The organism is uncultured Amaricoccus sp. (assembly GCF_937891315.1).
Classification (GTDB): Bacteria; Pseudomonadota; Alphaproteobacteria; order Rhodobacterales; family Rhodobacteraceae; genus Amaricoccus.
This window is the reverse complement of the sequence record NZ_CALAGI010000043.1, coordinates 14092-36179: the sequence shown is the minus strand read 5'-3', so window position 1 is coordinate 36179 and position 22088 is coordinate 14092. Positions and strand designations below refer to the sequence as shown.

Here is a 22088-nt window from a genome sequence, read left to right as displayed (position 1 = left end):
TATTCCGGGAGCGGCGCCGCCGGAACGGGACGTCGCGCTAAGTCGCTTTTCGCGAGGACTTGCACAGGATGACAAAGGTCACATTCGCCTCCCACCCGTATCTGCTCGGCTTCGAGCAGCTTGACCGGCTGGTGGAGCGCACCGCCAAGGCTGGCAACGACGGCTATCCGCCCTACAATATCGAGCAGCGAGGCGCGGCCGCCTATCGCGTCACTCTCGCGGTGGCGGGTTTCGCCGAGTCAGAGCTGGCGATCACCCTCGAGAACAACCAGCTGGTGATCCGCGGCCAGCAGACCGAGGACGGCGAGAACCGGGTATTCCTGCATCGCGGGATCGCCGCGCGCCAGTTCCAGCGCGGATTCGTGCTGGCCGATGGCGTCGAGGTGACCGGCGCCGCGCTCGAGAACGGGCTGCTGCATGTCGACCTGGCGCGGGCCGAGCCGGAGGTAACCGTCCGCGCCATCGCCATCAATGGCAAGAAACGCTGAATTCAGGAGGCAGAAATGACCGATTTTCCTTCCCTTGCCGCCGACGAGACGCCGAACCGGATCGTCTATGTCCGCTCGGTAAAGCTCACGGACCTGCCCGAGGCCATCCAGGCCCAGGCGGCCGGCATGGATCATCTCTATGCGATCCACGCGCCGAGCGGCGAAGTGCTGGCGCTGGTGGCCGACCGCGACCGGGCCTTCGTCGTCGCCCGGCAGAACGAATACTCGCCGGTCAGCGTGCACTGACCGGCCTCGCGGGGCCGCGGCCAGGGCAATATCCCACCAGACGGGATCGTCTGGTGGCCAGGATAGCGCGACAAATCAACAGGCTGGAGCGGAGGGCCCGGTCCCGCCGGAACGGCTTTCGCGTCAGAGTTCGGCCTCGCGAGTATCCCCGCGAATATCTGTCAGACCGCAGTGCCAGCGGCGGATTTCCCAGCCCGGATGTTCGCCCGACCAGCGCGCGACCTCGGGTTGGCCCGCGACCATGCAGGTCATCAGCGACACATCGTAGACGCTGTAGAGCAGGCGAAAGTCCCGGCAATCGGACGTGCCGAGACAGGCGGCGATGACAAGCTCGATCATCATGATTCGCTCTCTGGATTCGGGCTCTGGATTCGGGCTCTGGATTCGGGATCAAATGGCCGTGAGCCTTCCGACCTTAGTCGTAGGCCCATCCGAAGTCCTGAAACCCGGATTTCAGGCGACGAAATTTGGACGAAAACCGCGATCCCGCTGTTCCGGACCCGAAAATCGCGGTAGTCTTTTCCATTAGAACGCGCTCTGTCCCGGTATTCTGATGGGATCACTCATGGTGGACGGCGGCCGGATCCAATCCAGCGACCCAGTCATCGGCCACCCCGGCCGGCCATGATCGCGCATGATTTCACCGCGAACGGAGTGCGGGTTGATTTCGTCGCCGGCCGGCTGACCGATCGCGTCGGCCTGGAAATCCCGCTTCGCGCCCAGTCCTTCGCCGTGCTGCGCTACCTCGCCGAGCGTCCCGGCGCGGTGGTGGGCAAGGAAGAGCTTTCGGTCGCCGTCTGGAACGGCGCGGCGGTCACCGATGACAGCCTGGTGCAATGCGTGCGTGACATTCGGCGCGTGCTGCGTGACGAGAACCAGACCCTGCTCAAGACCGTGCCCCGGCGCGGCTACCGCCTCGATCCGCCGCCGGAGAATGAGGCGCCATCGCCCCGCCCCGCCGTCCGCGGACTGGTCCGTCCGGGCATCGTGGCGGTCGTCGCCGCGCTGGCGATCGCACTGGCGGGGGCGATCTGGACTCGGGGAAATCCCGGAAATCCCGCGCCGGCGCAACCGGCATCGATCGCCGTGCTCCCCTTCGACGACATGAGCGCCGGCGGCGACCTCGCCTATCTCGGCGATGGCGTCGCCGAGGACATCATCGCCATGCTGGCCCGTTCACCCGACGTGCTGGTCATCGCGCGCAACTCCTCCTTCGCCTACGCCGATCAGCCCGTCGATGTGCGCCGGATCGGCGCCGAGCTCGGCGTCGGATATGTGCTCGAGGGCAGCGTCCGGCGCGAAGGCGACCGTCTGCGCATCATCGCCCAGCTGGACGACGCGAAGACCGGCGAGCATGTCTGGGCCGAGCGCTACGATCGCGCCGGAACCGACCCCGCCGCTTTGCAGGACGAGGTCACCGGCCAGATCCTCGCCTCCCTCACCGGCGAGCGCGGCCAGCTGAAGCGCGCGCAATACCGCGCGGCCTGGGGCAAGGACACGCTCGACCTCGGTGAATACGACTACATGCTGCGCGGCCTCGCGATTTATATCGACGCCGAGGACAAGGAGCAGCTCGATCACGCCGCGCGCATCTGGGAAGAGGGGCTCCGGAAATATCCGGACTCCGCCCTGATCCGCGCCAAGCTCGGCTGGTATCACTGGACATCCGCCTGGCAGTTCTGGAGCGACGACATGGCCGCCGACTTCGCCGCCGCCGGCGACGCGGCGAGCGAAGTCCTCGCCAGGCCCGATCTTTCCCCGGAGGCTCGGCGCTCCGCGCTCTGGCTGAGCGCCTATGTCCGGATGCAGCGCGGCGACTTCTCCGGCGCGGTTCAGGCGGCGCATGACACGGTCGCCATGGCGCCTTACGACGCCAGGGTGCTCAATTCGCTGACCGACGTCCTGCTCGCCGACGGCGACTATGACACGGCGCTCCAATGGCTCGATCTTGCGCTGGCGCGCGATCCATCGCGATGGGACAACAATCTGGCCAATCGCGCCAACCTCCACCGCCTGATGGGAAAGTCGGAGGAGGCGATCGCGGAGTTCGCGCAACTGGACGACCTGTGGCCGTATATGCGCCTCAGCGCCGCGATCGCCCAGGTCCAGCTGGGCAACCTGGAGAAGGCCCGCGCGCGGGTCCGCGAGGCGCTCGCCATCGACCCCGACTTCACCCAGACGCTCTGGCGCGAGGGGTCCTTCTACAGCGATCCGGCCATCCTCGACGGCGAGACCGCCGCCCTCGCCGCCGCCGGCCTGCCGAAATGATCCAACGCCAAATCCATTCCAGTCCGTCCCGTCGTCGGCCGGCCTCGTCGCGTGCCCGGGTCCGGCAACCCTCCGCCGTCCATATCGCGCCCCTCGCTGACCCGGGGCTCAGCCCTCCAGTGCGTCGGAAGCCCCGCGGGACCACGGCGCCGCTCGGCTTCTTCCAGTTTCATATTGGCAGAATTCCTATCGGGCAGGACAAGGGGCCCCGCCAAAGGGCGGGGAGAAAACCGACTCGCGGCCAACAGGCCGCTCCGACGCTCCGGCGTCAGCCGGAGCCGGGCCCAAGGGCGAAGCCCGCGGGAGCCCCCCGTCCGGGACGCGGCGCCTGGGCCTACACCACCCGCGACGGAAGGGGTTGGCCGGAGAAATGGGCGATGAGATTGTCCGCCGCCAGCATTCCCATCGCCGTCCGGGTCTCCAGCGTCGCGCTGCCGATATGCGGCAGCAGGGTCACGCCCGGGATGTCGAGCAGCGCCGGCGGCACCTTCGGCTCCTCGGCGAAAACGTCGAGCCCGGCCCCGGCGATCCGGCCGGCCGCCAGCGCCGCGACCAAAGCCGGCTCGTCGATCACGTCGCCGCGGGCGGTATTCACGAGATAGGCCGTCGGTTTCATCGCCGCGATCAGCGCCGCCGAGATTCGCCCGCGGTTTTCCACGCCGCCGGGGATATGCAGCGACACCACGTCCGCCTCGGCCATCACCGCCTCGACGCCGTCGCGCGCCTCGGCCGGAAAGTCGAAAGGCCCGACCGGCGAACGGTTGAAATAGATCACCTTCATGCCGAAGCCGAGGCAGGCGCGCCGGGCCGTCGCCTGCCCGATCCGACCCATGCCGACGATGCCGAGCGTCTTTCCCTGGAGGCCCGTCCCGAGCCAGGCGGTCGGCCGGAATCCGTCCCACTCGCCCCGGCGCAGCAGCGCCTCGGTCTCCGACATTCGCCGCGTCGATGCGAGGATCAGTGCCAGCGCCAGGTCGGCGGTCGCATCGGTCAGCACGCCGGGCGTGTTGGTGACGATCACCCCGGCCGCCTTCGCCGCTGCGAGGTCGATATTGTTCACCCCGACGCCGAAGTTCGCGAGGATCGCCGCCCGTCGCCCCTCGGCCCCCAGCACCTCCGGTGTCACGATATCATTGACCGCGCAGAGCACGCCGTCGGCCTCGCGCAGCGCCCCGGCAAGCCGAGCGGGCGTGAAGGGCGCATCCTCGGGATTGAGCATCACGGAGAAATTCTCGCGCAGCCGCGCCTCGACGGCGTCGGGCAGCTTGCGGGTCACCACGATGGTCGCGGTCATCGGCGCCTCCTAATGAAGCCGACCGCCGAGCGGAACGTCCCGCTCAGGCGCGATCAGCACGATTTCTCCGTCTTCGTCGGGCAGGCCGAGCACCAGCACCTCGGAGCGAAACGGCCCGATCTGGCGCGGTGGAAAGTTGACGACGGCCAGCACCCGCCGCCCGACCAGGGTCTCCGGCGCATAGTGTCGGGTGATCTGGGCAGAGGACTTGCGCTGGCCGATCTCGGGTCCGAAATCGATCCAGAGCTTGATCGCCGGCTTCCGCGCCTCGGGGAAGGGCTCCGCCCGGACCACGGCGCCGACGCGGACGTCGACCTTGAGGAATGTCTCGAAATCGATCTCGTCCATGCGCGTCCCCGTCCGGTCGTGAATGCCGGTCGCGCAACAGAAAAACCGCCCGCCCCCGAGGGGCAAGCGGTTTCCAGAAATTCCGCCGAAAAGTCCGGGTCGCGCCGGACCTTGACTCAGCCCTTGAGCGACTTGGTCGCTTTGGCAGCCAGATCGCGCAGTTCGGCGACGCTTTCCTGGATGCGGGCCGCCACGATCTCGTAGGCGCCGGCATTGGCCTTCTGAGCCGACTCGGCGAGCGCCTGCATGTTGGCGAGCGCCTTCTCGAAGGCGGCCTTCGCCAACTCGGCCTGCGCACTGGCGGTCTCGGCGTCGAGCTTGGTGGTGTCGAAGGACTTCAGATGCTTCTGCGCCTCGGCCATGGTCTCTTCGAAGATCGCGACCTGCTTCTTGAACAGATCCTGGTAACCGGCGGCGGCGGCCTTGTTGGCCTCGACCAGGGCGTCCATGTTCTTCTTCTGCGTGCCCATCAGCGCCTCGGCGTCGAAGCCGGGCAGCTTGAAGTTGGCGAACTGCTTGGTGAAGTCGTTCTGCTTGAAGAATTCGGTCAGCTTCTCGGGATCGAAAGCGAAAGTCTTGGGATCGAACATCGGGTGTCTCCTCGGTTTGGTTTGGGTCGTGATGGTCCTCATATGCTGCACCGCAACATGGATGTCAAGGTGCTATGTTGCAGTGCAGCAAAACTAGCCGCGAAGCGCGCGGCCACGGGCGGCGGCGGCGGCGACGGCCTCCCGCATCAGCGCGGGCAGTCCGTCTTCCTCGCGCATCAACACCGCCAGGCCAGCGGCGGTCGTGCCCGCCGGACTGGTGACATTGATCCGCAATTGCGCAGGGCTCTCGGCCGAGGTCTCGGCCAGCAGTCCCGCGCCGCCCACAGTAGCACGGGCGAGGCGCATCGCCATCTCCTCCGGCAGGCCCTCGGCCACGCCGGCCGCCGCCAGAGCCTCGATCAGCAGGAAGACATAGGCCGGACCGGAGCCGGACACCGCCGTCACCGCGTCCATCTGCTCCTCGTCGTCAAGCCGAAGCGTCTGGCCGACCGCGCTCATCAGGCTCTCGGCCAGCGCCATCCCCTCCGCGTCGACCGCGGCGCCGCCGACCAGGGCCGTGATGCCGCGCCCGACCGCCGCCGGCGTGTTCGGCATCGCGCGCACGATCGGCGTACCGGCCCCGAGCACCGCCTCGAAGGCCGCGATAGGCGTTCCGGCGGCGATCGAGAGAAAGAGCGTCGCCCCGCCGCCGAGCGCGGCGAGCACCGGCAGCGCGTCGCCCATCATCTGCGGCTTGACCGCCAGCACGGCGACGGCGGGCGAGACTGGCGGCGCCGTGTTGAGCCGCAGCCCCTCGGCTTCGAGCGCGACGAGTCGCGCCGCGGGCTTCGGCTCGATCACGGTGAAGGCGGCCGGCGGCACCCCCTTGGCCAGCCAGCCCTCGAGCAGCGCCGAGCCCATCTTGCCACAGCCGAGCAGCACGAGACCGCGCGATGAAATCCCTGAGATATCCATGGAACGCCCCCTTTCCGGCCCCGCGGCGCGGAAAGGGGGCCGGTGGTCAGGCCCGACCGTAGGCTTCGGTCATGGCGATGCCAAGCGCCTTCTCCGGCGTTTCGCCGCCCGCGGCGACCAGCTGGAAGGCCGGATAGAATCGCTCGGCGGCCAGCACCGAGTCGCGCACCATGTCGTTGATCTGCGCCGAGCTCGCGATCGCGCCCCCGGCGAGATTGAGGCTGTAGCGATAGGCCATCATCTTCTGATCGGTCCAGAGCGTGAAGGCGCCGGACCAGCACCGGTCGTTGGCCAGCGCCATGACCTTGTAGAGCGCGCCCAGCCGCCTGGTCGGCGAGGCCATCTCGAAGGCGCAGATCAGGCGGAGCGATTCGTCCTGGGCGGACCAGGCGAGCGTCACGGAATAGGTCCTCCAGGTCCCTTCGACGGCCATGGCGATCTGGTCTTCGGCGACGCGATCGAAATCCCACGACCGCTCCTCGGCCAGGGTTTCCACGATATCGATGGGGTGGATTTCCTCGCAGTCAAAATCACGCTCGACAATGCCCATACCCGGTGCCTCTGGTTTGGCCGCCGGCGGGGCAAGACCCCGCGCGGGGGCTGTGAGGTTAACAATAGATCAACCGCCGAAACCGCTGATCTACAAGATATGGTGGGTCAACCGGGGGGGTCTGTAAAGTCAAATTTTGTTAACGTTCGTTTACGGCAAACCGGCCCGCCGCGCGCGCAAGCCGCGCCCCTCGTCAGCCGTTTCCCTTCCCCGTCGCCTCCAGCGCGTCCAGCCGCGCGCGCAGCGTCTCGTTCTCCTCGCGCGCCTTCTGGGCCATGGCGCGCACCGCGTCGAATTCCTCGCGGGTCACGAAATTCCGGTCCGCGAGCCAGCGGTCCATCATGTTCTTCATCGCGGTCTCGGCCTCGGCCTTCGCCCCGTGCGCCACGCCGACGGCGTTGGTCATCAGCTGGCTCAGGTCGTCGAGGATCTTGTTGCGCGTCTGCATCTGGCGTCTCCCTGCGGGGCGCCTTGCCCCGGACATGCGTCTCGATATGGCCCCGCGCCGCCGCCTTGCCAAGATGGCCGCCGCCCCGGACCCGTTTCAGGGAGCGCCGCGGAAGTCGGCCGGTCCGAAGCGTGACGCGGCCGACTGGTTCTGGTGCCAGTAGGGATAGATCACCGGCGGCGCGCTGATCGCGTCGAGACCGCCGCGCTCCTCCGCCGTCAGCGTGATCTCGACGGCGCCGAGGCTGTCGCGGAACTGCGCCTCGTCGCGCCCGCCGACAACGAGCGAGCTGACCCCGGGCCGGCCGAGCAGCCAGGCGAGCGCGATCCGCGCCGCCGACACGCCGCGCTCCGCCCCGATCCGCCGCAAGGCCTCGACGATACGCCAGAGCCGGGGCACGTCGCGGATCGGCGGCTCGGTCCAGCCCGCGACCTGCCGCGCCGAGGGCGTGTCCGGTCCGTACTTTCCGGACAGGAGACCACCGGCCAGCGGGCTCCAGACCAGGATGCCGACGCCCTCGCTGATCGCGATCGGCACCAGTTCGTACTCGGCCTCGCGCGCCTCGAGCGAATAGTGGATCTGCTGCGTGACGAACCGCGGATAGCTTCGCGCCTCGGCGACCGCCAGCCCCTTCATCAGATGCCAGGCCGAATAGTTCGAGGCCCCGACATAGCGGACCTTGCCCTGGGCGACGAGGCTGTCGAGCGCCGACAGGGTCTCCTCCAACGGGGTCAGCCCGTCCCACTCGTGCAGATAGAGGATGTCGATGACATCGGTCCGCAGCCGCCGCAGCGAAGCCTCGACCGCGCGCTGGATGTGATACCGCGACAGGCCGACGTCGTTCTGCCCCGGTCCCATGGTGAACCGCACCTTCGAGGCGATCAGCACATCGACGCGCTTCGGACCGAGCGCCTCGCCGAGGATCTCCTCCGCGAGGCCCTTGGAATAGACGTCCGCGGTGTCGAAGAGATTGACCCCCGCGTCGAGGCAGAGGTCGACCTGGCGCCGCGCCTCCGCGACGCCGCTGCTGCCGACCTTGTCGAAGAAAGCGCCGCCGCCGAAGGTCATGGTGCCCATGGTGATCGCCGACACGCGAAGCCCCGACCGGCCGAGAGTCCTGTATTCCATCGTTTGCTTCTCCCCGCGTTGGCGGCAGTGCAGCATGCCGACCACCCGGTTTCAAGGAGGCTCGCGCGCCCCGGGTTGACTTCACGGACGCCCGCCCGCATCCAAGGCCCGCCCCGTTCCAGGTCCCGGAGCCGCGATGCCCTACGTCCTGCCGTTCCCCGACATCGACCCGGTGCTGGTGGGCTTCAACCTCTTCGGCGTCGAGCTCGCGATCCGCTGGTACGCGCTCGCCTATATCGCCGGACTGCTGATCGGCTGGCGCTATGTCGCCGGGCTTTGCGCGCGGCCGGCGCTCTGGGGCGGAACCGCGCCGATGCGGCCCGAACAGACCGACGACCTCCTCACCTGGATGGTGCTCGGCGTGATCCTCGGCGGGCGGCTCGGCTATACCCTGTTCTACCAGCCCGCCTATTACCTCGCGAACCCGGCCGAAATCCTCGCGGTCTGGCGCGGCGGCATGTCGTTCCACGGCGGCTTTCTCGGCGTGGCCGTCGGAGTGCTCGGTTTCTCTCTGCGCAACGGCCTGCCGGTGGCGCGGGTCGGCGACGCGGTGGCGGCGGCGGCGCCGATCGGCCTCTTCTTCGGACGGCTCGCGAATTTCATCAACGCCGAGCTCTGGGGCCGGCCCTCCACCGTGCCCTGGGCGGTGGTCTTTCCAGGCGACGCCGCGAGCACCTGTCCAGAAGGCTGGGTCGGCGCCTGCGCCCGCCATCCCTCGCAGCTCTACGAAGCCGGACTCGAAGGCGTTCTTCTCTTCCTCCTGCTCCATTGGGCGATCCGCCGAGGCGCGTTGGCACGGCCCGGGCGGATGATCGGCCTCTTCCTGGTCGGCTACGGCGCGGCGCGGATCATCGTCGAGCAGTTCCGCCAGGCCGACGGCCAGTTCGTCGGACCGGGGAATCCCCATGGCCATGTGATCCGGCTCGGCGGCGAATGGGGGCTGAGCATGGGTCAGGCCCTCTCGCTGCCAATGCTGGTCGCCGGCCTCGCCCTCGTCGTCTGGTCCGGGCGCCGGACGTGACCCCGCTGGGGCGGCTGATCGCGGAGCGGATCGCCGCCCGGGGTCCGATCGGCCTCGACGCCTACATGGCGCTCTGCCTCGGCCATCCCCAACTCGGCTACTACGCGACCCGCGACCCCCTCGGCGCCGCCGGCGATTTCGTGACCGCGCCCGAGATCAGCCAGATGTTCGGCGAGTTGATCGGCGCGTGGCTGGCCCAGGTCTGGGATGATCAGGGGCGGCCGGAGCGCTTCGTGCTGGCCGAGCTTGGGCCGGGTCGGGGCACGCTGATGCGCGACGCCTTGCGCGCCGCGCGCGGGATGCCGGGGTTTCTCGCGGCGGCCGAGCTCTGGCTGGTGGAAACCAGCCCCGCCCTCCGCGCCCGGCAGGCGGACCTGCTGCCGGGCGCGCGCTGGACCGACTCCGATCAGGAGCTGCCGGATGGTCCGCTGTTTCTCGTCGCCAACGAATTCTTCGACGCCCTGCCGATCCGCCAGTTCCAGCGCACCGACGCGCTCTGGCGCGAACGCCTGATCGGCGCCCGGGAAGACGGCGCGCTCCACTTCCTCTGGGACGCGCCTCGCGGCGACGCGGCGCTCGACGCGCGGTTCGCGGCGGTTCCCGACGGCGCGATCGTCGAAGTCTCGGCGGCGGGCGAGGCGGTGGCGGCGCGCATCGGCGCGCGGATCGCCAAGGCGGGAGGCGCGGCGCTGATCCTCGATTATGGCGCCTGGGACGGGACCGGCGACACGTTCCAGGCGGTCAGGGGCCATGCCCCGGCCGATCCGCTGGCCGAACCGGGCGCGGCGGACCTGACCGCGCATGTGCGGTTCCGCGCGCTGGCCGAGGTCTCGCCGGCGCGCGCCCATGGCGCCGTCCCGCAGGGCACGCTGCTCGAGCGGCTGGGGATCGGCGCGCGCGCCCGGCTCCTGGCCACCCGCCATCCGGCGGCGGCGGCCGAGATCGTCGCGGCGCATCGCCGCTTGACCCACCCGGCGGAAATGGGAGAGGTCTTCAAGGCCGTCGCGCTCGCGCCGAGCGCGGCGCCCGTGCCACCGGGATTCGCGTCATGAGCTTGGAAATCATCACCTCCGACCTGCTGGCGGGCTCGCGGCATGCCTTCTTCACCCGCAAGGGCGGCGCCTCCTCCGGTGTCTTTCGCGGGCTGAACTGCGGCCCCGGCTCCGCCGACCAGAACGAGGTGGTGACAATGAACCGGGCGCGTGTCGCCTCGGCCATGGGTGTGCCGCCGGAGCGCCTGCTGTCCCTCCGTCAGATACATTCGACAGTGGTGGTGGTGGTGGACGGCGAGGCGTGGAGCGAGCGGCCCGAGGCCGACGCGGCGGTGACCCGCGAACCCGGCCTCGGGATCGGCATCCTGACGGCGGATTGCGCGCCGATCCTCTTTCGTGATGGCGCCGCGGGGGTGATCGGCGCGGCGCACGCCGGCTGGCGGGGCGCGCTCGAGGGGGTGATCGAGGCGACGGTCGAGAAGATGATCGCCCTCGGCGCCCGGCGCGAGGACATCCGCGCCGCCATCGGACCGACGATCAGTCAGCGCGCCTATGAAGTCGGGCCCGAGTTCTTCGACCGCTTCCGCGCCGAGGAGGCGGGCTACGAGCGCTTCTTCGTCCCCGGCCGCGGCGACCGGCTGCTCTTCGACCTTCCGGGCTTCGCACTCGGCCGCCTGCGCGCCGCGGGCATCGAGGCGGAATGGATAGGCCATTGCACCTATTCCGACGAAGTCCGCTATTTCTCCTTTCGCCGCGCCACCCACGCCGGCGAGCCCGACTACGGCCGCCTGATCTCCGTCATCCGACTCTGACGCGCCGCCCCCCGCCGCCACGCGGCGCGCGCCCTCCTCACCCCTTCGCTGACCCGGGGCTCAGCCCTCCAGTGCGCCGGAAGCCCTGTGAGATCACGCCGCCCCTGTGCCACCTTCCAGTTTCATATTGGCAGAATTCCTGTCGGGCAGGACGAAGGGCCCCGCCAAAGGTGACGCATTCCGTGTGGTGGGACACACCTGCGAAGTCATCGCGGGCGCAGGACCCCGCAACACCCTGAAATCTGAACGCAAAAGCGATAGCTGAGATCGCCGGCCGCGACACTGCTCGCGAACATTAATATTCGCGCCGAGCATCCTTCATGGCTGCCTATCCGGCCACTCGGGTGGCCTGAAGCCGGAGAGGAACCAGTTCATGGCGCGGGCCGCCACCGGATTGACGCTGCGCGCGGTGGAGCGCTCGCCGGCCATTTCCCATTTGCGGATCGTCTGGGGTGCCGTGTCGAGGATAGCCCCGAGCTCCGACTGGGTAAGGCCCAGCTCGTGCCGGGCGTCCTTGAACTCCTCCGGACTCATCCGAGGAAGATCTTCACCAAGGCCGCCGTGGCACCCATTACGCCGGCAGCGGCGAGGAACGGAGCAAGGAAGGTGTTGAGGCTTATCTGCTTCGTCTCTGCAAGAAGCTTCGCGATCTCGGCACGCATCTTGTCGTCGGCGATGTTCTGCTCGGCCTGGGTCATGTCGCTCCTCCAGTGGCTGGCGGGCTTCATTGCCCTTCGACATCTTCGAAAATAGCGCCAACGGCGCTACTTTTCAAGGCCGGAGTCAAGTTGGAGTTACGACCGGGCGGGAGCCGCGCGTCGAGCCGGCGGGCGGCATTGCCAATTCCGCGTTGATCTGCCACCACCCGCGCCATGACGCTCGCCCCGAAACCAGCCGCCCCGGCGCCGGGGCGCGGCATCCGGCTGCTGCCCGCGTTCCTCGCGGTCGGCTCCTGGACACTGATCAGCCGCGTGCTCGGGCTCGCGCGCGACATCATGATGGCCGCCTATCTCGGCACCGGGCCGGTGGCGCAGGCATTCCTCATCGCCTTCACCCTGCCGAACATGTTCCGCCGCTTCTTCGCCGAGGGCGCGTTCAACCTCGCCTTCGTGCCGATGTTCGCCAAGAAGCTCGAAGCGGGCGAGGATGCCGAGGAATTCGCCCGCGACGCGCTGTCCGGGCTTGGAAGCGTGCTCATCGTCTTCGTGCTGATCGGCCAGCTGCTGATGCCGTGGCTGGTGCTCGCGATGGCGAGCGGCTTCGCCGGGGACGAGCGTTTCACGCTCTCGGTGGAGCACGGGCGGATCGCCTTCCCCTATATCCTCTTCATCTCCCTGACCGCGCTCCTGTCCGGTGTGCTGAACTCGTTCGGCCGCTTCGCTCTGGCGGCGGCGGCGCCGATCCTGATGAACGTCGTGATGATCGCCTTCCTGCTGATCGGCGACTGGACGGACGGAAATATCGGCCTCTGGCAGATCTGGTCGGTGCCGGTCGCCGGCGTCGCACAGCTCGCGCTCGTCTGGTGGGGCTGCGCGCGGATCGGCTTCCCGGTCCGGCCGCGCTGGCCGCGCCTTACACCCGAGATGCGCCGGCTCGCGGTGGTCGCGACCCCGGCCCTGCTCGCCGGGGGCGTGGTGCAGATCAATCTGCTCGTCGGCCGGCAGGTCGGTTCGTTCTTCGACGGCGCGGTCGCCTGGCTCTCCTATGCCGACCGACTCTACCAGCTGCCACTCGGCGTCGTCGGCATCGCGATCGGCGTCGTGCTGCTGCCCGATCTCTCGCGACGATTGAAGGCGGGCGACGTCCAGGGTGGACGCGACGCAATCAACCGCGCCACCGAATTCACCCTCGCCTTGACCCTGCCCGCCGCCTTCGCGCTGATGGTGATCCCGGTTCCCATCGTCGCCGTGCTCTTTCAGCGCGGCGCCTTCGATCCGGCCGACACCTGGCCGACGGCGCTCGCAGTCGCGATCTACGGCGCGGGCCTGCCCGCCTTCGTCATGCAGAAGGTGATCTCGCCGGTCTATTACGCGCGCGAGGATACCCGCTCGCCCTTCCGCTTCGCCGTCCACGCGATGATCGTGAACGCGGTCATCGCCCTCGGCCTCTCGCCCCTCATCGGCTTCTCGGCCGCGGCGCTCGGCACCACCATCGCCGGCTGGACCATGCTCGCGCAGCTCTGGCTCGGCACCCGCGGCATGGACGGGGCGGCGGCGATCGACGCCCGCCTCGCCCGGGCGATGCCGCGGCTGCTGATCTCCTGCCTCGTGATGACCGCCGCGCTGATCGGCGCCGAGCATCTGCTTGGCGACTGGCTCGTCACCCCGACGCTGCGCTATCCGGCGCTTGTCCTGCTCGTTCTCGCCGGGATGGCGAGCTACGGCCTCGCCGTGCTCGCCACCGGGGCGCTGCGCCTCGCCGACGCGCGCGCGGCGATGCGGCGCGGCGGGTGACGTTGACGCGCGCCGGCGGAGCGGCGATAAGGCGCCCCATTCATCCGCCTCCCGGAGATCCCGCCATGGCCGAGGCCAGGTTCCAGCCCCGCGTCTTTTCCGGCATCCAGCCGTCGGGCAATCTCACGCTCGGCAACTATCTCGGCGCGCTGCGGCGCTTCGCCGAGATGCAGGTGAGCCACGAGACGCTCTATTGCATCGTCGATCTGCACGCGATCACGGTCTGGCAGGATCCGGCCAAACTGCGCAACGCCACGCGCGAACTCGCCGCCGCCTATATCGCGAGCGGCATCGACCCGGAAAAGTCGATTCTCTTCGCCCAGTCGGCCGTGCCCGGCCATGCGCAGCTCGCCTGGATCTTCAACTGCGTCGCCCGTATCGGCTGGATGTACCGGATGAGCCAGTTCAAGGACAAGGCGGGCAAGAACGCGGAAAACTCCTCGCTCGGCCTGCTCGCCTATCCGGCGCTGATGGCCGCCGACATCCTGCTCTATCACGCCACCCACGTGCCCGTCGGCGAGGACCAGAAACAGCATATCGAGTTAACCCGCGACATCGCGATGAAGTTCAACCACGACTATGGCACGGATTTCTTCCCGATCACCGAGCCGGTGATCGAGGGCGTCGCCACCCGCGTCATGTCCTTGCGCGACGGCACCAAGAAGATGTCGAAGTCCGACCCGTCGGACATGAGCCGGATCAACCTGACCGACGACGCCGACGCGATCGCGACAAAGATCCGCAAGGCCCGCACCGATGCCGAACCCCTGCCCGAGACCTACGCCGGCCTCGCCGGGCGACCGGAGGCGCGCAATCTCGTCAGCATCTACGCCGCGCTCGCCGGCGAGACGCCGGACCAGGTGGTCGCCGCCTTCGCCGGCCGCGCCTTCTCGGACTTCAAGCCGGCGCTGGCCGATCTCGCCGTCGCCCATCTGTCGCCGATCAGCGCGCGGATGGGCGAGTTGATGGCCGACCCGGCGGAAATCGACCGCCTGCTCGCCGCCGGCGCGGAGCGGGCGAACGCGATCGCGACGCCGATCGTGGCGCGGACCTATGAGATCGTCGGGCTGGCGGGGCGGTAGGGGCCGGCATTGCATGGACCACGGAGGGTCCGCGAACCCACGCCCGCGCCAAAACACGTTTCCGCCGCTGGCATTTTCCGGTTGACCCATACAGCGTGACTGGAACGGGGTTCATTTTTCACCATATACTTGTTCCCAATACCAAAAATTCACTCTGACCCTTTCCCGTTCTCTGGGGAGGAGGGAGCACCAAAGATGAACCCATCCCGTAAGGAGTTTTTAACGCGTATCGCGGTGGAGACACATACGAGACGATTTGGCAAGGCCGACGCCATGAAGTCTATCAACCCGTGAAGAACGGTGGAAACCGTCATAATCCGATGCGCTGCTTGCGTATTTACTACTTCCGGGAGCCGGACGTGCAGCAAACGGTAATCGATCATTTGCCGGCCCATAGGCATACCAACGCGACCTAGTCGCAGGTCGCGTGCGGGTGGCGTCCGTGTCGTCCCTGTGCGACGCAAGGCACTCGTCTTGCCTCAACTCCCGTCCTTCCCCCAACCCGGTTGCACATTCCCTCCCCATCCCCAATGATCCCCCCGAACACGTCCGGGGGACCATCTTGCGCAAGTTCCTGATCATTCTCGACGACACGCCCGAGATGCTGAACGCGATGCGCTACGCCGCGATCCGCGCGTCCAAGACCGGCGGCGGAGTCGAGATGCTGGCGATTGTCTCACCGGAGGAATTCCAGGTCTTCATGGGCGTCGCCGACGTCATGCGCGCCGAGGCGCGCGAGAAGATCGAGGCGCATTTCCAGATCTTCAAGAGCCGGATGGAGAAGCGCGAGGGCGTCACGCCGACCCTCGCCATCCGCGAGGGCGACAAGATCGAGGAAGTGATCGCCCATGTGAAATCGGATCCGGAGATCGGCGTGCTGGTACTCGGAGCCGGCGCCGAGAAGGGCCCGGATCCGCTGGTCGCCGCCCTGACCGGCCGGCGGATGAGCGAGATGCATGTCCCGATCACCATCGTTCCCGGCGCGATGACCACCGAGGAAATCATCGCCGTCACCTGATCCCGCTCAAGCCATCGCGATCGCATAGAGCGGCGCCGCGCCTTCGGTGGCGGCGGCGCAGAGGGCCCCGGCCTGCGGCAGAAGCTGGCGCAGGTGGAACAGCGCCAGCGGCTCGCGGGTCGGATCGGCGAGCGCGGCTTTCAGCAGATAGTGACCGCCGAGGGTCAGGGCGAAGGCCCGCAGATAGGGCGACGCGCCGGCGAAACGGTCGTTTGGCTCCGCCGCCGCCATCCAGTCCGTCGCCCGCCCGACCTCCGCCGCCGCGCGCGCCAGCGCCGTGCCCTTCGCACCGGCGGCGGCCGCCGTCTCGGCGACCGCGGCCAGCAGCGCGCGCGCCGCCGCGCCGCCGTCCGTCAACTTGCGCCCGACCATGTCCATCGCCTGGATGCCGTTGGTGCCTTCGTAGATCGCGGTCACGCGCACGTCGCGGTAGTATTGCGCCACGCCCGTCTCCTCGACATAGCCCATGCCGCCGAAGACCTGGGTGGCGAGCGCCGCGACCTCGCAGCCGGTGTCGGTGCCGAAGGCCTTGGCGATCGGCGTCAGGAACGCCGCCCGCGCCGACCAGTCCGCCCCCTCGCCCGCCGCGGCCAGATCGAGCGACAGGGCGCAGTCGAGGCAGATCGCCCGCGCCGTCGCGGTCAGCGCCGCCATGGTGGCGAGCATCCGCCGCACGTCCGCGTGGCCGAGGATCGTCTCGACCCCGGGCAGCGGCGTCCGCCCCTGCCGGCGCTCGCCGGCGAAGGCGAGCGCGGCCTGATACGCCGCCTCGGCCTGCGCGAGGCCCTCGACGCCGACCCCGAGCCGGGCGTTGTTCATCATGGTGAACATCGCCGCCATGCCGCCACCCGGCGCGCCGACCATCCAGCCCCGCGCGCCCTCGAACTCCATCACGCAGGTCGGGCTGCCGTGCAGCCCCATCTTGTGCTCGATCGACACCGCCCGCGCGCCGTTGGCGGCGCCCGGCCGCCCCTCGGCGTCGGGCAGGAACTTCGGCACCAGGAAGAGCGAGATGCCCTTGGTCCCCGCCGCCGCGCCGGGCAGGCGGGCGAGCACCAGATGGCAGATGTTCTCCGCGATGTCGTGGTCGCCCCAGGAGATGAAGATCTTCGTGCCGCTGACCGCGTAGGCGCCGTCGCCCGTCGGCTCGGCCCGGGTGCGCACCGCGCCGACGTCCGAGCCCGCCTGCGGCTCGGTCAGGTTCATGGTGCCGGTCCAGTCCCCGGCCACCAGCCGCGGCAGATAAAGCGCCTTCAGCGCCGCGTCGCCATGCGCGCTCAGCGCCTCGATCTGGCCGAGCGACAGCAGCGGGCAGAGCGACAGTGCCATGTTGGCGCTCGCCATCATCTCGTTGACGCAGGTGAGCAGGGTCACGGGCAGGCCCATTCCGCCATGCTCCGGCGCGGCCGTCATCCCGACCCAACCACCGTCGGCGATGGCGCGATAGGCGGCCGCGAAACCCGGCGTCGCCCGCACCACCCCGTTTTCGAGCCGCGCCGGCTCCAGGTCGCCCGCCCGGCGCAAGGGTGCCAGCACATCCTCGCTCAGCTTCGCCGCCTCGCCCAGGATGGCGTCGATGGTCTCGGGCGAGGCCTCGGCGAAGCGCTCGGTCGTGGCGAGCCGTCCGGCGCCCAGCACCCGGTCCATGACGAACCGCATCTCGGCGACGGGGGCGCGATAGGACATCGGGTTTCCTCCAGATGGCGGCGCTCGGCATTTGCGGCTTTATGGCCGCGCGGGATGCGGCTAGACCCTTGCCTTGGGCATCCCAGTCTAGAGTGGGGTCCGCCGGGGGACAAGCAGGACACGGGTAGCGCGCCTTGACCAACCGAACCACCGTGACCCTGCCCGACAGCCCGAGCGGCATTCGCTCGGCCGTCGAGTTCCTGCGCGCGGATGTGCTCGTCGCCTTCCCGACCGAGACCGTCTACGGGCTTGGCGCCGATGCGCGCAGCGACACGGCGGTCGCGCGGGTCTTCGCGGCCAAGGGGCGGCCGACCTTCAACCCGCTGATCGTCCATGTCGCGGATTTCGACATGGCGGAGGAGATCGCGTTCTTCCCCCCACCGGCCCGCCGGCTCGCCGAGGCGCTCTGGCCCGGACCGCTGACCCTCGTGCTCGGCAAGCGGCGCGACGCCGGGCTCTCCGACCTCGCCACGTCCGGCCTCGATACCGTGGCGTTGCGGATACCGGCGCATGATCTCGCGGGCCAGCTGCTGCGCGAATTCGGCGGGCCGCTTGCCGCGCCCTCGGCCAATCCGTCGGGCGCGGTCAGCCCGACCCGGGCGGACCATGTGCTCGACGGACTCGGCGGACGGATCTCGGCGGTGCTCGACGGCGGCGCCTGCCAGGTGGGTCTTGAATCCACCATCATCGGATTCGACGGCGACACCGGCATTCTGCTCCGCCCCGGCGGGCTCGATCTCGGCGTGATCGAGACGGTGCTCGGCGCGCCGCTCGACACCCGGGCCTTGCGGCATGTGAACGCGCCGGGCCAGCTGCTCTCGCACTACGCGCCGCGCGCCGGCCTGCGCCTCGAGGCGACGGGGCCGGGACCGGCGGAGGTATGGCTCGGCTTCGGCCCGATCGCGGCGTTGCGCCCCGGGCTCAATCTCTCGCCAAGCGGCGATCTCGTCGAGGCGGCGGCCAATCTCTTCGCCTTCCTGCGCGAGGCGGACACGATCGCGACCCGCACCGGCGTCACGCGGATCGCGGTGGCGCCGGTCCCGATGACCGGCCTCGGTCTCGCCATCAACGACCGCCTGCGCCGCGCCGCCGCCCCCCGCCCGGGCGAGCCCTGGCCAGCCGAGACCCTGCCGGACTGACCGCCCTCAGGCCCGGCCGCCCTCGGCGGAGAGGAGGCGAGGATCGATCGAGAGCGAGCGGAGCGCGGCCTCCCATTTGCGGGCATCGCGCTGGCCGAAGACGAGATCGGGCTCGGCGGCCGCGGTCAGCCAGCCGTTCGCCTGGATCTCCGATTCGAGCTGACCCGGACCCCAGCCGGAATAACCGAGGGCCAGCAGCGCCCGCTCCGGCCCCGCGCCCTTGGCAATATCGCGCAGCACCTCGACCGTCGCCGTCATGGCGAAATCCGGGCTGACCTTCAGGCTCGCGCCGTCGATGTCGTAGTCCGCCGAATGCAGGACAAAGCCGCGGCCGTGCTCGACCGGCCCGCCGAAATGCACCCGTGTCTCCGACATGCCGGAGACGCCGGCGGGGATCTTCAGCTGCTCCAGCAGGTCGGCGAACCGCAGCTCCGGCGCGGGCTTGTTCACGATCAGCCCCATCGCCCCCTCGACGGAATGCGCGCAGAGAAAGATCACCGTCCGCTCAAACCGCTGATCTCCCATGCCGGGCATCGCGATCAGAAGCTGGCCGACGAGAAAGTGGGGATCCGGCGCGCGCATCGGCGGAAGATGGTCCGGTTCGCCGCGGATTACAAGCCGACGGCTGGCGCGCGCCGCCCGTGACGCCGGACGGGCCAGCGCGGCGACTGGCCCGCGCCGGGCGACAATCGCGCCACGCTCGCCGCATTGTGACGTACGCGGGCGGTTTTTCTCCTATCGCCGTTGGGGACGACGTGGAATTGCTCTGAGGGTCATGCGCCGTCTCCTCCGCTTTCTCGCCGCCGTCATCGCGGCCCAGCCCGCCCTGGCCGACGAGCCGGTCATCGCGGCGCAGGGGCTCGCCCGCGTCGCGCTGCTCGACGGGTGGCGCCAGCCCGACGGCTCGCGGATGGCAGCGATCGAGATCACGCTCGCGCCCGGCTGGCACACCTATTGGCGGGTGCCCGGCGCGGTCGGCATCCCGCCGGAGTTCGAATGGTCGCAGTCGCGCAACCTCGCCTCTGTCACCTACGAATGGCCGCGGCCGGTGATCTTCGACAACGCGGGGTTGCCCGGGATCGGCTATGCCGGGCAACTCGTCTTGCCGATCCTGTTGACGCCGACGGCGGCGGACCAGCCGATTGATCTCTCGCTCGACCTGTTCTTCGGGGTCTGCCGCGACATCTGCGTGCCGGCCGAGGCACGGCTGACCGGGCATCTCGCCCCCGATGCCGCCCCCGCGGCCGCCGAGCGGATCAAGGCCGCGCTCGCCGAACGGCCGCGCAGCGCCAAGGAGGCGGGGGTCACCACCGTCACTTGCGCGCTCGCGCCGGCTGAGAAGGGCTATGAACTTACCACGAAAGTGACCTTCGGCCGTCAGCCCGAGCCGGAGCCGGGCCAGATCGTGGTCATAGAATCCGGCCTGCCCGGCGTCTGGATCGGCCCGCCGGTCAGCGAGACGGTCGGACGCACCATCACCTCGCGCGCGCCGCTGGAACCCGCGGCCGGCGGCGCGGCGGTGCTCGATCGCGGCGGGCTGCGGCTGACCCTGGTCGATTCCGCCGGAACGGTCGATATCCGGGGCTGCGCCGCGCCGGGATGACGCGATCGCCATGACCGGCTACCATAGTGGGCCACGATAGGGGTGGCGGAGTTCGACCCATGCCGCGCGCGGTGCCCGAAGACATGACCAGAACCCGTTGGTCGGGCGCCGACGACGCGGGCGCGCTGGCCGACCTGCATGGCGCGGCCTGGCGGCATGCCTACGCGGGGATCATCCCGGGCGTCGCGCTCGAGCGGATGATCGCGGCGCGCGGCCCCTCCTGGTGGCGGCGCCTGCACGGCGCCGGCGCGCGGGCCTTGGTCGTCGAGTTCGATGGCGCGCTGGCCGGCTATGCGACGCTCGGCCGCGCGCGCGGAAGCGATCGGGCGGAGCGAACCGGGGAGATCTACGAGCTCTACCTGCGGCCGGCCTACCAGGGCATCGGCCTCGGGCGCCGGCTGTTCCTCGACGCCCGCGCGCGGCTCGCGGATCACGGCCTGCCCGGACTGCGCGTCTGGGCGCTGGCCGAGAACACCGCCGCGCGACGCTTCTACGCGGCGATGGGTGGCGCGGAATGGGCGCGCGCGCGCGATCGCATCGGCGGGCGCGACCTGGAGAAGATCGGCTACCGCTGGCCGTGACCCCCGATCCGAGGCGTCAGAGCAGGAAGTCCGCCGCCGTGTAGTCCGCGGCCGAGGTCGCCGCGCCGTCCTCGATGCGCAACAGGAACTCGGCCCCCTTGTCGTCATCGACATTGCCGCGCACCACGGTCACGTCGCCGTCGTCCCGGAGCCAGAGACCGCCTTCCGTCCGCTCGTCGAAGCGGAAGGCCTGGTCGCTGAACACACTGCTCTCGCGCGCGTCTATACCCCGCAGGTCGATGAGATCGCCACGCCCCCGTCCCGCGCCTTCGAACGCCTCGGCCACCGAGCCCGCCGACGAACCGCCCTCCGGCGCGCCGCCGAGGATCTTGTCCGGGCGCACGGTGCTCGAGTCGCGCACGTCATGGAAGACGAACCGATCGCGGCCCGCGCCGCCATAGAGTTCGTCCGACTTTCCGTTCCCGGCCAGCAAGTCGTCGCCTGCACCGCCGAACAGCACATCCCCACCGCTGTCAAACTCGCCGGCATTCCCGACATCTCCGAACAGCTTGTCATTGTCCGCACCACCGAACAGCAGGTCTTCGCCGCCCCCGCCGTCGATCCGGTCCCGGCCACCATCGCCGAACAACTGCTCGGCGACGGATCCGCCGGTCAGGCGGTCGTCGCCCGCTCCGCCGCGCAGCTTGCCGCCAAAGGTCGAAAGGCGGTCGTCGCCGCCGAAGCCCCAGGCGATTGACCCGGCGCCGACCGAGATCACGTTGGCGCGCCCGTCGCCGTAGACTTTGCTGTCGTCACTCGCATCGACGGCCTCGATGGACACGATCTGCCACGTCGTACCGGACAGGCTCGCCGAACCGGCGCGCAGGTCGACGGCGCCGCCGGATTCCCAGAAGCTCAGGGTGTCGGAGCCGTTTCCTCCATCGACGTAGTTGCGTCCAGCGACGCCGTCGCCGCCGGTCGTGATCGTTATCCTGTCCCGGCCCCGTCCGCCCAGCATGACCCCGCCGCCGCTACTCAGATAGTCGTCGCCGTCGCCGCCGCTCAACTCGTCCCGGCCGCCGCCTCCGCTCAGGCGGTCGTCCCCGGCGCCGCCGCTCAACTCGTCCTGGCCGCCGCCGCCATCGAGATCGTCGTCGCCCTCACCGCCGTTGAGATAGTCGTCCCCGGCGCCCCCGTTCAATTCGTCGTCGCCATCGCCTCCATCGAGATCGTCGGCGTCGTCGCCGCCATAGAGCGTGTCGTCGCCAGGACCGCCGCGCAGGTCGTCGGCGCCTGCCTCCGAGGCGAACCAGCCGCCTATCGTGTCGTTGCCCGCGCCGCCAAGGACCGTGTCATCGCCACCACCCGGCCGATAGATGTCGCCTTCGTCTCCTGGTACGGCGTCGGCGGGGTCGGGGGTCACCGTCGGCGACAGCCCGGCTGACGAGAACAGTTCGGACTCGTCGGTTCCGGTGAACGTGGCCAT

Annotated in this window: 25 protein-coding genes; 12 read left to right on the top strand and 13 right to left on the bottom strand. The window is 69.5% G+C overall.

What is annotated here, in order from left to right; all coding sequences use genetic code 11:
• Positions 1-68: 68 nt before the first annotated feature.
• Positions 69-488 carry an Hsp20 family protein gene (locus Q0480_RS03455; protein ID WP_299130736.1) on the top strand — a complete coding sequence of 140 codons (420 nt, stop codon included), beginning with the start codon at positions 69-71 and terminating at the stop codon, positions 486-488.
• Between the two features lie 15 nt (positions 489-503).
• On the top strand, positions 504-734 hold the full coding sequence (locus tag Q0480_RS03450) for a DUF1150 family protein (protein WP_299130733.1): 231 nt from the start codon (positions 504-506) through the stop codon (positions 732-734).
• Between the two features lie 123 nt (positions 735-857).
• Here Q0480_RS03450 and Q0480_RS03445 read toward each other — a convergent pair whose 3' ends face one another.
• On the bottom strand, positions 858-1076 hold the full coding sequence (locus Q0480_RS03445; protein WP_299130730.1) for a hypothetical protein: 219 nt from the start codon (positions 1074-1076) through the stop codon (positions 858-860).
• 312 nt (positions 1077-1388) lie between these two features.
• Here Q0480_RS03445 and Q0480_RS03440 point away from each other — a divergent pair, with 312 nt between their 5' ends.
• Positions 1389-3002, top strand: coding sequence for a winged helix-turn-helix domain-containing protein (locus Q0480_RS03440; protein ID WP_299130727.1), 1614 nt, complete (start codon positions 1389-1391; stop codon positions 3000-3002).
• A 334-nt stretch (positions 3003-3336) separates the two neighbouring features.
• On the opposite strand, the gene Q0480_RS03435 is transcribed toward Q0480_RS03440, so the two are convergent.
• The 7 genes from Q0480_RS03435 to Q0480_RS03405 all read right to left on the bottom strand — a co-directional run bounded on the left by Q0480_RS03435 (position 3337) and on the right by Q0480_RS03405 (position 8275).
• On the bottom strand, positions 3337-4296 hold the full coding sequence (locus Q0480_RS03435) for a D-glycerate dehydrogenase (protein WP_299130724.1): 960 nt from the start codon (positions 4294-4296) through the stop codon (positions 3337-3339).
• A 9-nt stretch (positions 4297-4305) separates the two neighbouring features.
• Complete coding sequence (locus Q0480_RS03430) at positions 4306-4644, bottom strand: tRNA-binding protein (RefSeq protein WP_299130722.1); 339 nt, start codon at positions 4642-4644, stop codon at positions 4306-4308.
• Between the two features lie 116 nt (positions 4645-4760).
• Positions 4761-5234 carry a phasin family protein gene (locus Q0480_RS03425; protein ID WP_299130720.1) on the bottom strand — a complete coding sequence of 158 codons (474 nt, stop codon included), beginning with the start codon at positions 5232-5234 and terminating at the stop codon, positions 4761-4763.
• A gap of 93 nt (positions 5235-5327) precedes the next feature.
• Complete coding sequence (proC, locus tag Q0480_RS03420) at positions 5328-6149, bottom strand: pyrroline-5-carboxylate reductase (RefSeq protein ID WP_299130718.1); 822 nt, start codon at positions 6147-6149, stop codon at positions 5328-5330.
• Positions 6150-6195: 46 nt separating this feature from the next.
• Positions 6196-6699, bottom strand: coding sequence for a YbjN domain-containing protein (locus Q0480_RS03415; protein WP_299130716.1), 504 nt, complete (start codon positions 6697-6699; stop codon positions 6196-6198).
• A 193-nt stretch (positions 6700-6892) separates the two neighbouring features.
• Entirely contained in the window at positions 6893-7147 is a 255-nt protein-coding gene (locus Q0480_RS03410; protein ID WP_299130714.1) for an accessory factor UbiK family protein, read from the bottom strand.
• Positions 7148-7243: 96 nt separating this feature from the next.
• The gene (locus tag Q0480_RS03405; RefSeq protein ID WP_299130712.1) at positions 7244-8275 is read right to left on the bottom strand and encodes an aldo/keto reductase; all 1032 of its coding nucleotides are present in this window, start codon (positions 8273-8275) and stop codon (positions 7244-7246) included.
• 136 nt (positions 8276-8411) lie between these two features.
• On the opposite strand from Q0480_RS03405, the gene lgt reads away from it, so the two are divergent.
• The 3 genes from lgt to pgeF are packed head-to-tail and all read left to right on the top strand — an operon-like array spanning position 8412 to position 11100.
• Entirely contained in the window at positions 8412-9296 is an 885-nt protein-coding gene (gene lgt, locus Q0480_RS03400; RefSeq protein WP_299130710.1) for a prolipoprotein diacylglyceryl transferase, read from the top strand.
• Positions 9293-10348, top strand: coding sequence for an SAM-dependent methyltransferase (locus tag Q0480_RS03395; RefSeq protein WP_299130707.1), 1056 nt, complete (start codon positions 9293-9295; stop codon positions 10346-10348). Before lgt ends, Q0480_RS03395 begins: the two co-directional genes overlap by 4 nt.
• Positions 10345-11100 carry a peptidoglycan editing factor PgeF gene (gene pgeF / locus Q0480_RS03390; RefSeq protein ID WP_299130704.1) on the top strand — a complete coding sequence of 252 codons (756 nt, stop codon included), beginning with the start codon at positions 10345-10347 and terminating at the stop codon, positions 11098-11100. The genes Q0480_RS03395 and pgeF overlap by 4 nt, the downstream gene beginning before the upstream one ends.
• A 318-nt stretch (positions 11101-11418) precedes the next feature.
• Here the strand turns inward: pgeF and Q0480_RS03385 are convergent, their stop codons facing one another.
• Both Q0480_RS03385 and Q0480_RS03380 read right to left on the bottom strand, forming a co-directional pair.
• Entirely contained in the window at positions 11419-11634 is a 216-nt protein-coding gene (locus Q0480_RS03385; protein ID WP_299130701.1) for a helix-turn-helix domain-containing protein, read from the bottom strand.
• Complete coding sequence (locus Q0480_RS03380; RefSeq protein ID WP_299130698.1) at positions 11631-11798, bottom strand: hypothetical protein; 168 nt, start codon at positions 11796-11798, stop codon at positions 11631-11633. Before Q0480_RS03380 ends, Q0480_RS03385 begins: the two co-directional genes overlap by 4 nt.
• A gap of 174 nt (positions 11799-11972) precedes the next feature.
• Between Q0480_RS03380 and murJ the strand changes: the two genes are divergently transcribed.
• From murJ to Q0480_RS03365, 3 genes are all read left to right on the top strand, one after another.
• Positions 11973-13553 carry a murein biosynthesis integral membrane protein MurJ gene (gene murJ, locus Q0480_RS03375; protein WP_299130696.1) on the top strand — a complete coding sequence of 527 codons (1581 nt, stop codon included), beginning with the start codon at positions 11973-11975 and terminating at the stop codon, positions 13551-13553.
• 65 nt (positions 13554-13618) lie between these two features.
• Positions 13619-14635: a tryptophan--tRNA ligase gene (trpS, locus tag Q0480_RS03370; protein WP_299130693.1), complete on the top strand. Its 1017-nt coding sequence runs from the start codon at positions 13619-13621 to the stop codon at positions 14633-14635.
• 562 nt (positions 14636-15197) lie between these two features.
• Positions 15198-15653 carry a universal stress protein gene (locus Q0480_RS03365; RefSeq protein WP_299130691.1) on the top strand — a complete coding sequence of 152 codons (456 nt, stop codon included), beginning with the start codon at positions 15198-15200 and terminating at the stop codon, positions 15651-15653.
• Between the two features lie 6 nt (positions 15654-15659).
• Here Q0480_RS03365 and Q0480_RS03360 read toward each other — a convergent pair whose 3' ends face one another.
• Positions 15660-17339, bottom strand: coding sequence for an acyl-CoA dehydrogenase (locus Q0480_RS03360; protein ID WP_299130688.1), 1680 nt, complete (start codon positions 17337-17339; stop codon positions 15660-15662).
• 158 nt (positions 17340-17497) lie between these two features.
• Here Q0480_RS03360 and Q0480_RS03355 point away from each other — a divergent pair, with 158 nt between their 5' ends.
• Positions 17498-18478, top strand: coding sequence for an L-threonylcarbamoyladenylate synthase (locus tag Q0480_RS03355; RefSeq protein ID WP_299130766.1), 981 nt, complete (start codon positions 17498-17500; stop codon positions 18476-18478).
• Positions 18479-18484: 6 nt separating this feature from the next.
• On the opposite strand, the gene Q0480_RS03350 is transcribed toward Q0480_RS03355, so the two are convergent.
• On the bottom strand, positions 18485-19060 hold the full coding sequence (locus tag Q0480_RS03350; protein ID WP_299130685.1) for a YqgE/AlgH family protein: 576 nt from the start codon (positions 19058-19060) through the stop codon (positions 18485-18487).
• A 193-nt stretch (positions 19061-19253) separates the two neighbouring features.
• Here Q0480_RS03350 and Q0480_RS03345 point away from each other — a divergent pair, with 193 nt between their 5' ends.
• Both Q0480_RS03345 and Q0480_RS03340 read left to right on the top strand, forming a co-directional pair.
• On the top strand, positions 19254-20081 hold the full coding sequence (locus Q0480_RS03345; protein ID WP_299130682.1) for a protein-disulfide reductase DsbD domain-containing protein: 828 nt from the start codon (positions 19254-19256) through the stop codon (positions 20079-20081).
• 83 nt (positions 20082-20164) lie between these two features.
• On the top strand, positions 20165-20662 hold the full coding sequence (locus tag Q0480_RS03340; RefSeq protein ID WP_299130679.1) for a GNAT family N-acetyltransferase: 498 nt from the start codon (positions 20165-20167) through the stop codon (positions 20660-20662).
• 16 nt (positions 20663-20678) lie between these two features.
• On the opposite strand, the gene Q0480_RS03335 is transcribed toward Q0480_RS03340, so the two are convergent.
• Positions 20679-22088 carry a calcium-binding protein gene (locus tag Q0480_RS03335; RefSeq protein WP_299130676.1) on the bottom strand — a complete coding sequence of 470 codons (1410 nt, stop codon included), beginning with the start codon at positions 22086-22088 and terminating at the stop codon, positions 20679-20681.

Coding starts and splice junctions, on each gene's coding strand:
- Q0480_RS03455 (WP_299130736.1), top strand. CDS start 69: ATGACAAAGGTCACATTCGCCTCCCACCCGTATCTGCTCGGCTTCGAG.
- Q0480_RS03450 (WP_299130733.1), top strand. CDS start 504: ATGACCGATTTTCCTTCCCTTGCCGCCGACGAGACGCCGAACCGGATC.
- Q0480_RS03445 (WP_299130730.1), bottom strand. CDS start 1,076: ATGATGATCGAGCTTGTCATCGCCGCCTGTCTCGGCACGTCCGATTGC.
- Q0480_RS03435 (WP_299130724.1), bottom strand. CDS start 4,296: ATGACCGCGACCATCGTGGTGACCCGCAAGCTGCCCGACGCCGTCGAG.
- Q0480_RS03430 (WP_299130722.1), bottom strand. CDS start 4,644: ATGGACGAGATCGATTTCGAGACATTCCTCAAGGTCGACGTCCGCGTC.
- Q0480_RS03425 (WP_299130720.1), bottom strand. CDS start 5,234: ATGTTCGATCCCAAGACTTTCGCTTTCGATCCCGAGAAGCTGACCGAA.
- proC (WP_299130718.1), bottom strand. CDS start 6,149: ATGGATATCTCAGGGATTTCATCGCGCGGTCTCGTGCTGCTCGGCTGT.
- Q0480_RS03415 (WP_299130716.1), bottom strand. CDS start 6,699: ATGGGCATTGTCGAGCGTGATTTTGACTGCGAGGAAATCCACCCCATC.
- Q0480_RS03410 (WP_299130714.1), bottom strand. CDS start 7,147: ATGCAGACGCGCAACAAGATCCTCGACGACCTGAGCCAGCTGATGACC.
- Q0480_RS03405 (WP_299130712.1), bottom strand. CDS start 8,275: ATGGAATACAGGACTCTCGGCCGGTCGGGGCTTCGCGTGTCGGCGATC.
- lgt (WP_299130710.1), top strand. CDS start 8,412: ATGCCCTACGTCCTGCCGTTCCCCGACATCGACCCGGTGCTGGTGGGC.
- pgeF (WP_299130704.1), top strand. CDS start 10,345: ATGAGCTTGGAAATCATCACCTCCGACCTGCTGGCGGGCTCGCGGCAT.
- Q0480_RS03385 (WP_299130701.1), bottom strand. CDS start 11,634: ATGAGTCCGGAGGAGTTCAAGGACGCCCGGCACGAGCTGGGCCTTACC.
- Q0480_RS03380 (WP_299130698.1), bottom strand. CDS start 11,798: ATGACCCAGGCCGAGCAGAACATCGCCGACGACAAGATGCGTGCCGAG.
- murJ (WP_299130696.1), top strand. CDS start 11,973: ATGACGCTCGCCCCGAAACCAGCCGCCCCGGCGCCGGGGCGCGGCATC.
- trpS (WP_299130693.1), top strand. CDS start 13,619: ATGGCCGAGGCCAGGTTCCAGCCCCGCGTCTTTTCCGGCATCCAGCCG.
- Q0480_RS03360 (WP_299130688.1), bottom strand. CDS start 17,339: ATGTCCTATCGCGCCCCCGTCGCCGAGATGCGGTTCGTCATGGACCGG.
- Q0480_RS03350 (WP_299130685.1), bottom strand. CDS start 19,060: ATGCGCGCGCCGGATCCCCACTTTCTCGTCGGCCAGCTTCTGATCGCG.
- Q0480_RS03345 (WP_299130682.1), top strand. CDS start 19,254: ATGCGCCGTCTCCTCCGCTTTCTCGCCGCCGTCATCGCGGCCCAGCCC.
- Q0480_RS03340 (WP_299130679.1), top strand. CDS start 20,165: ATGACCAGAACCCGTTGGTCGGGCGCCGACGACGCGGGCGCGCTGGCC.
- Q0480_RS03335 (WP_299130676.1), bottom strand. CDS start 22,088: ATGGCCACGTTCACCGGAACCGACGAGTCCGAACTGTTCTCGTCAGCC.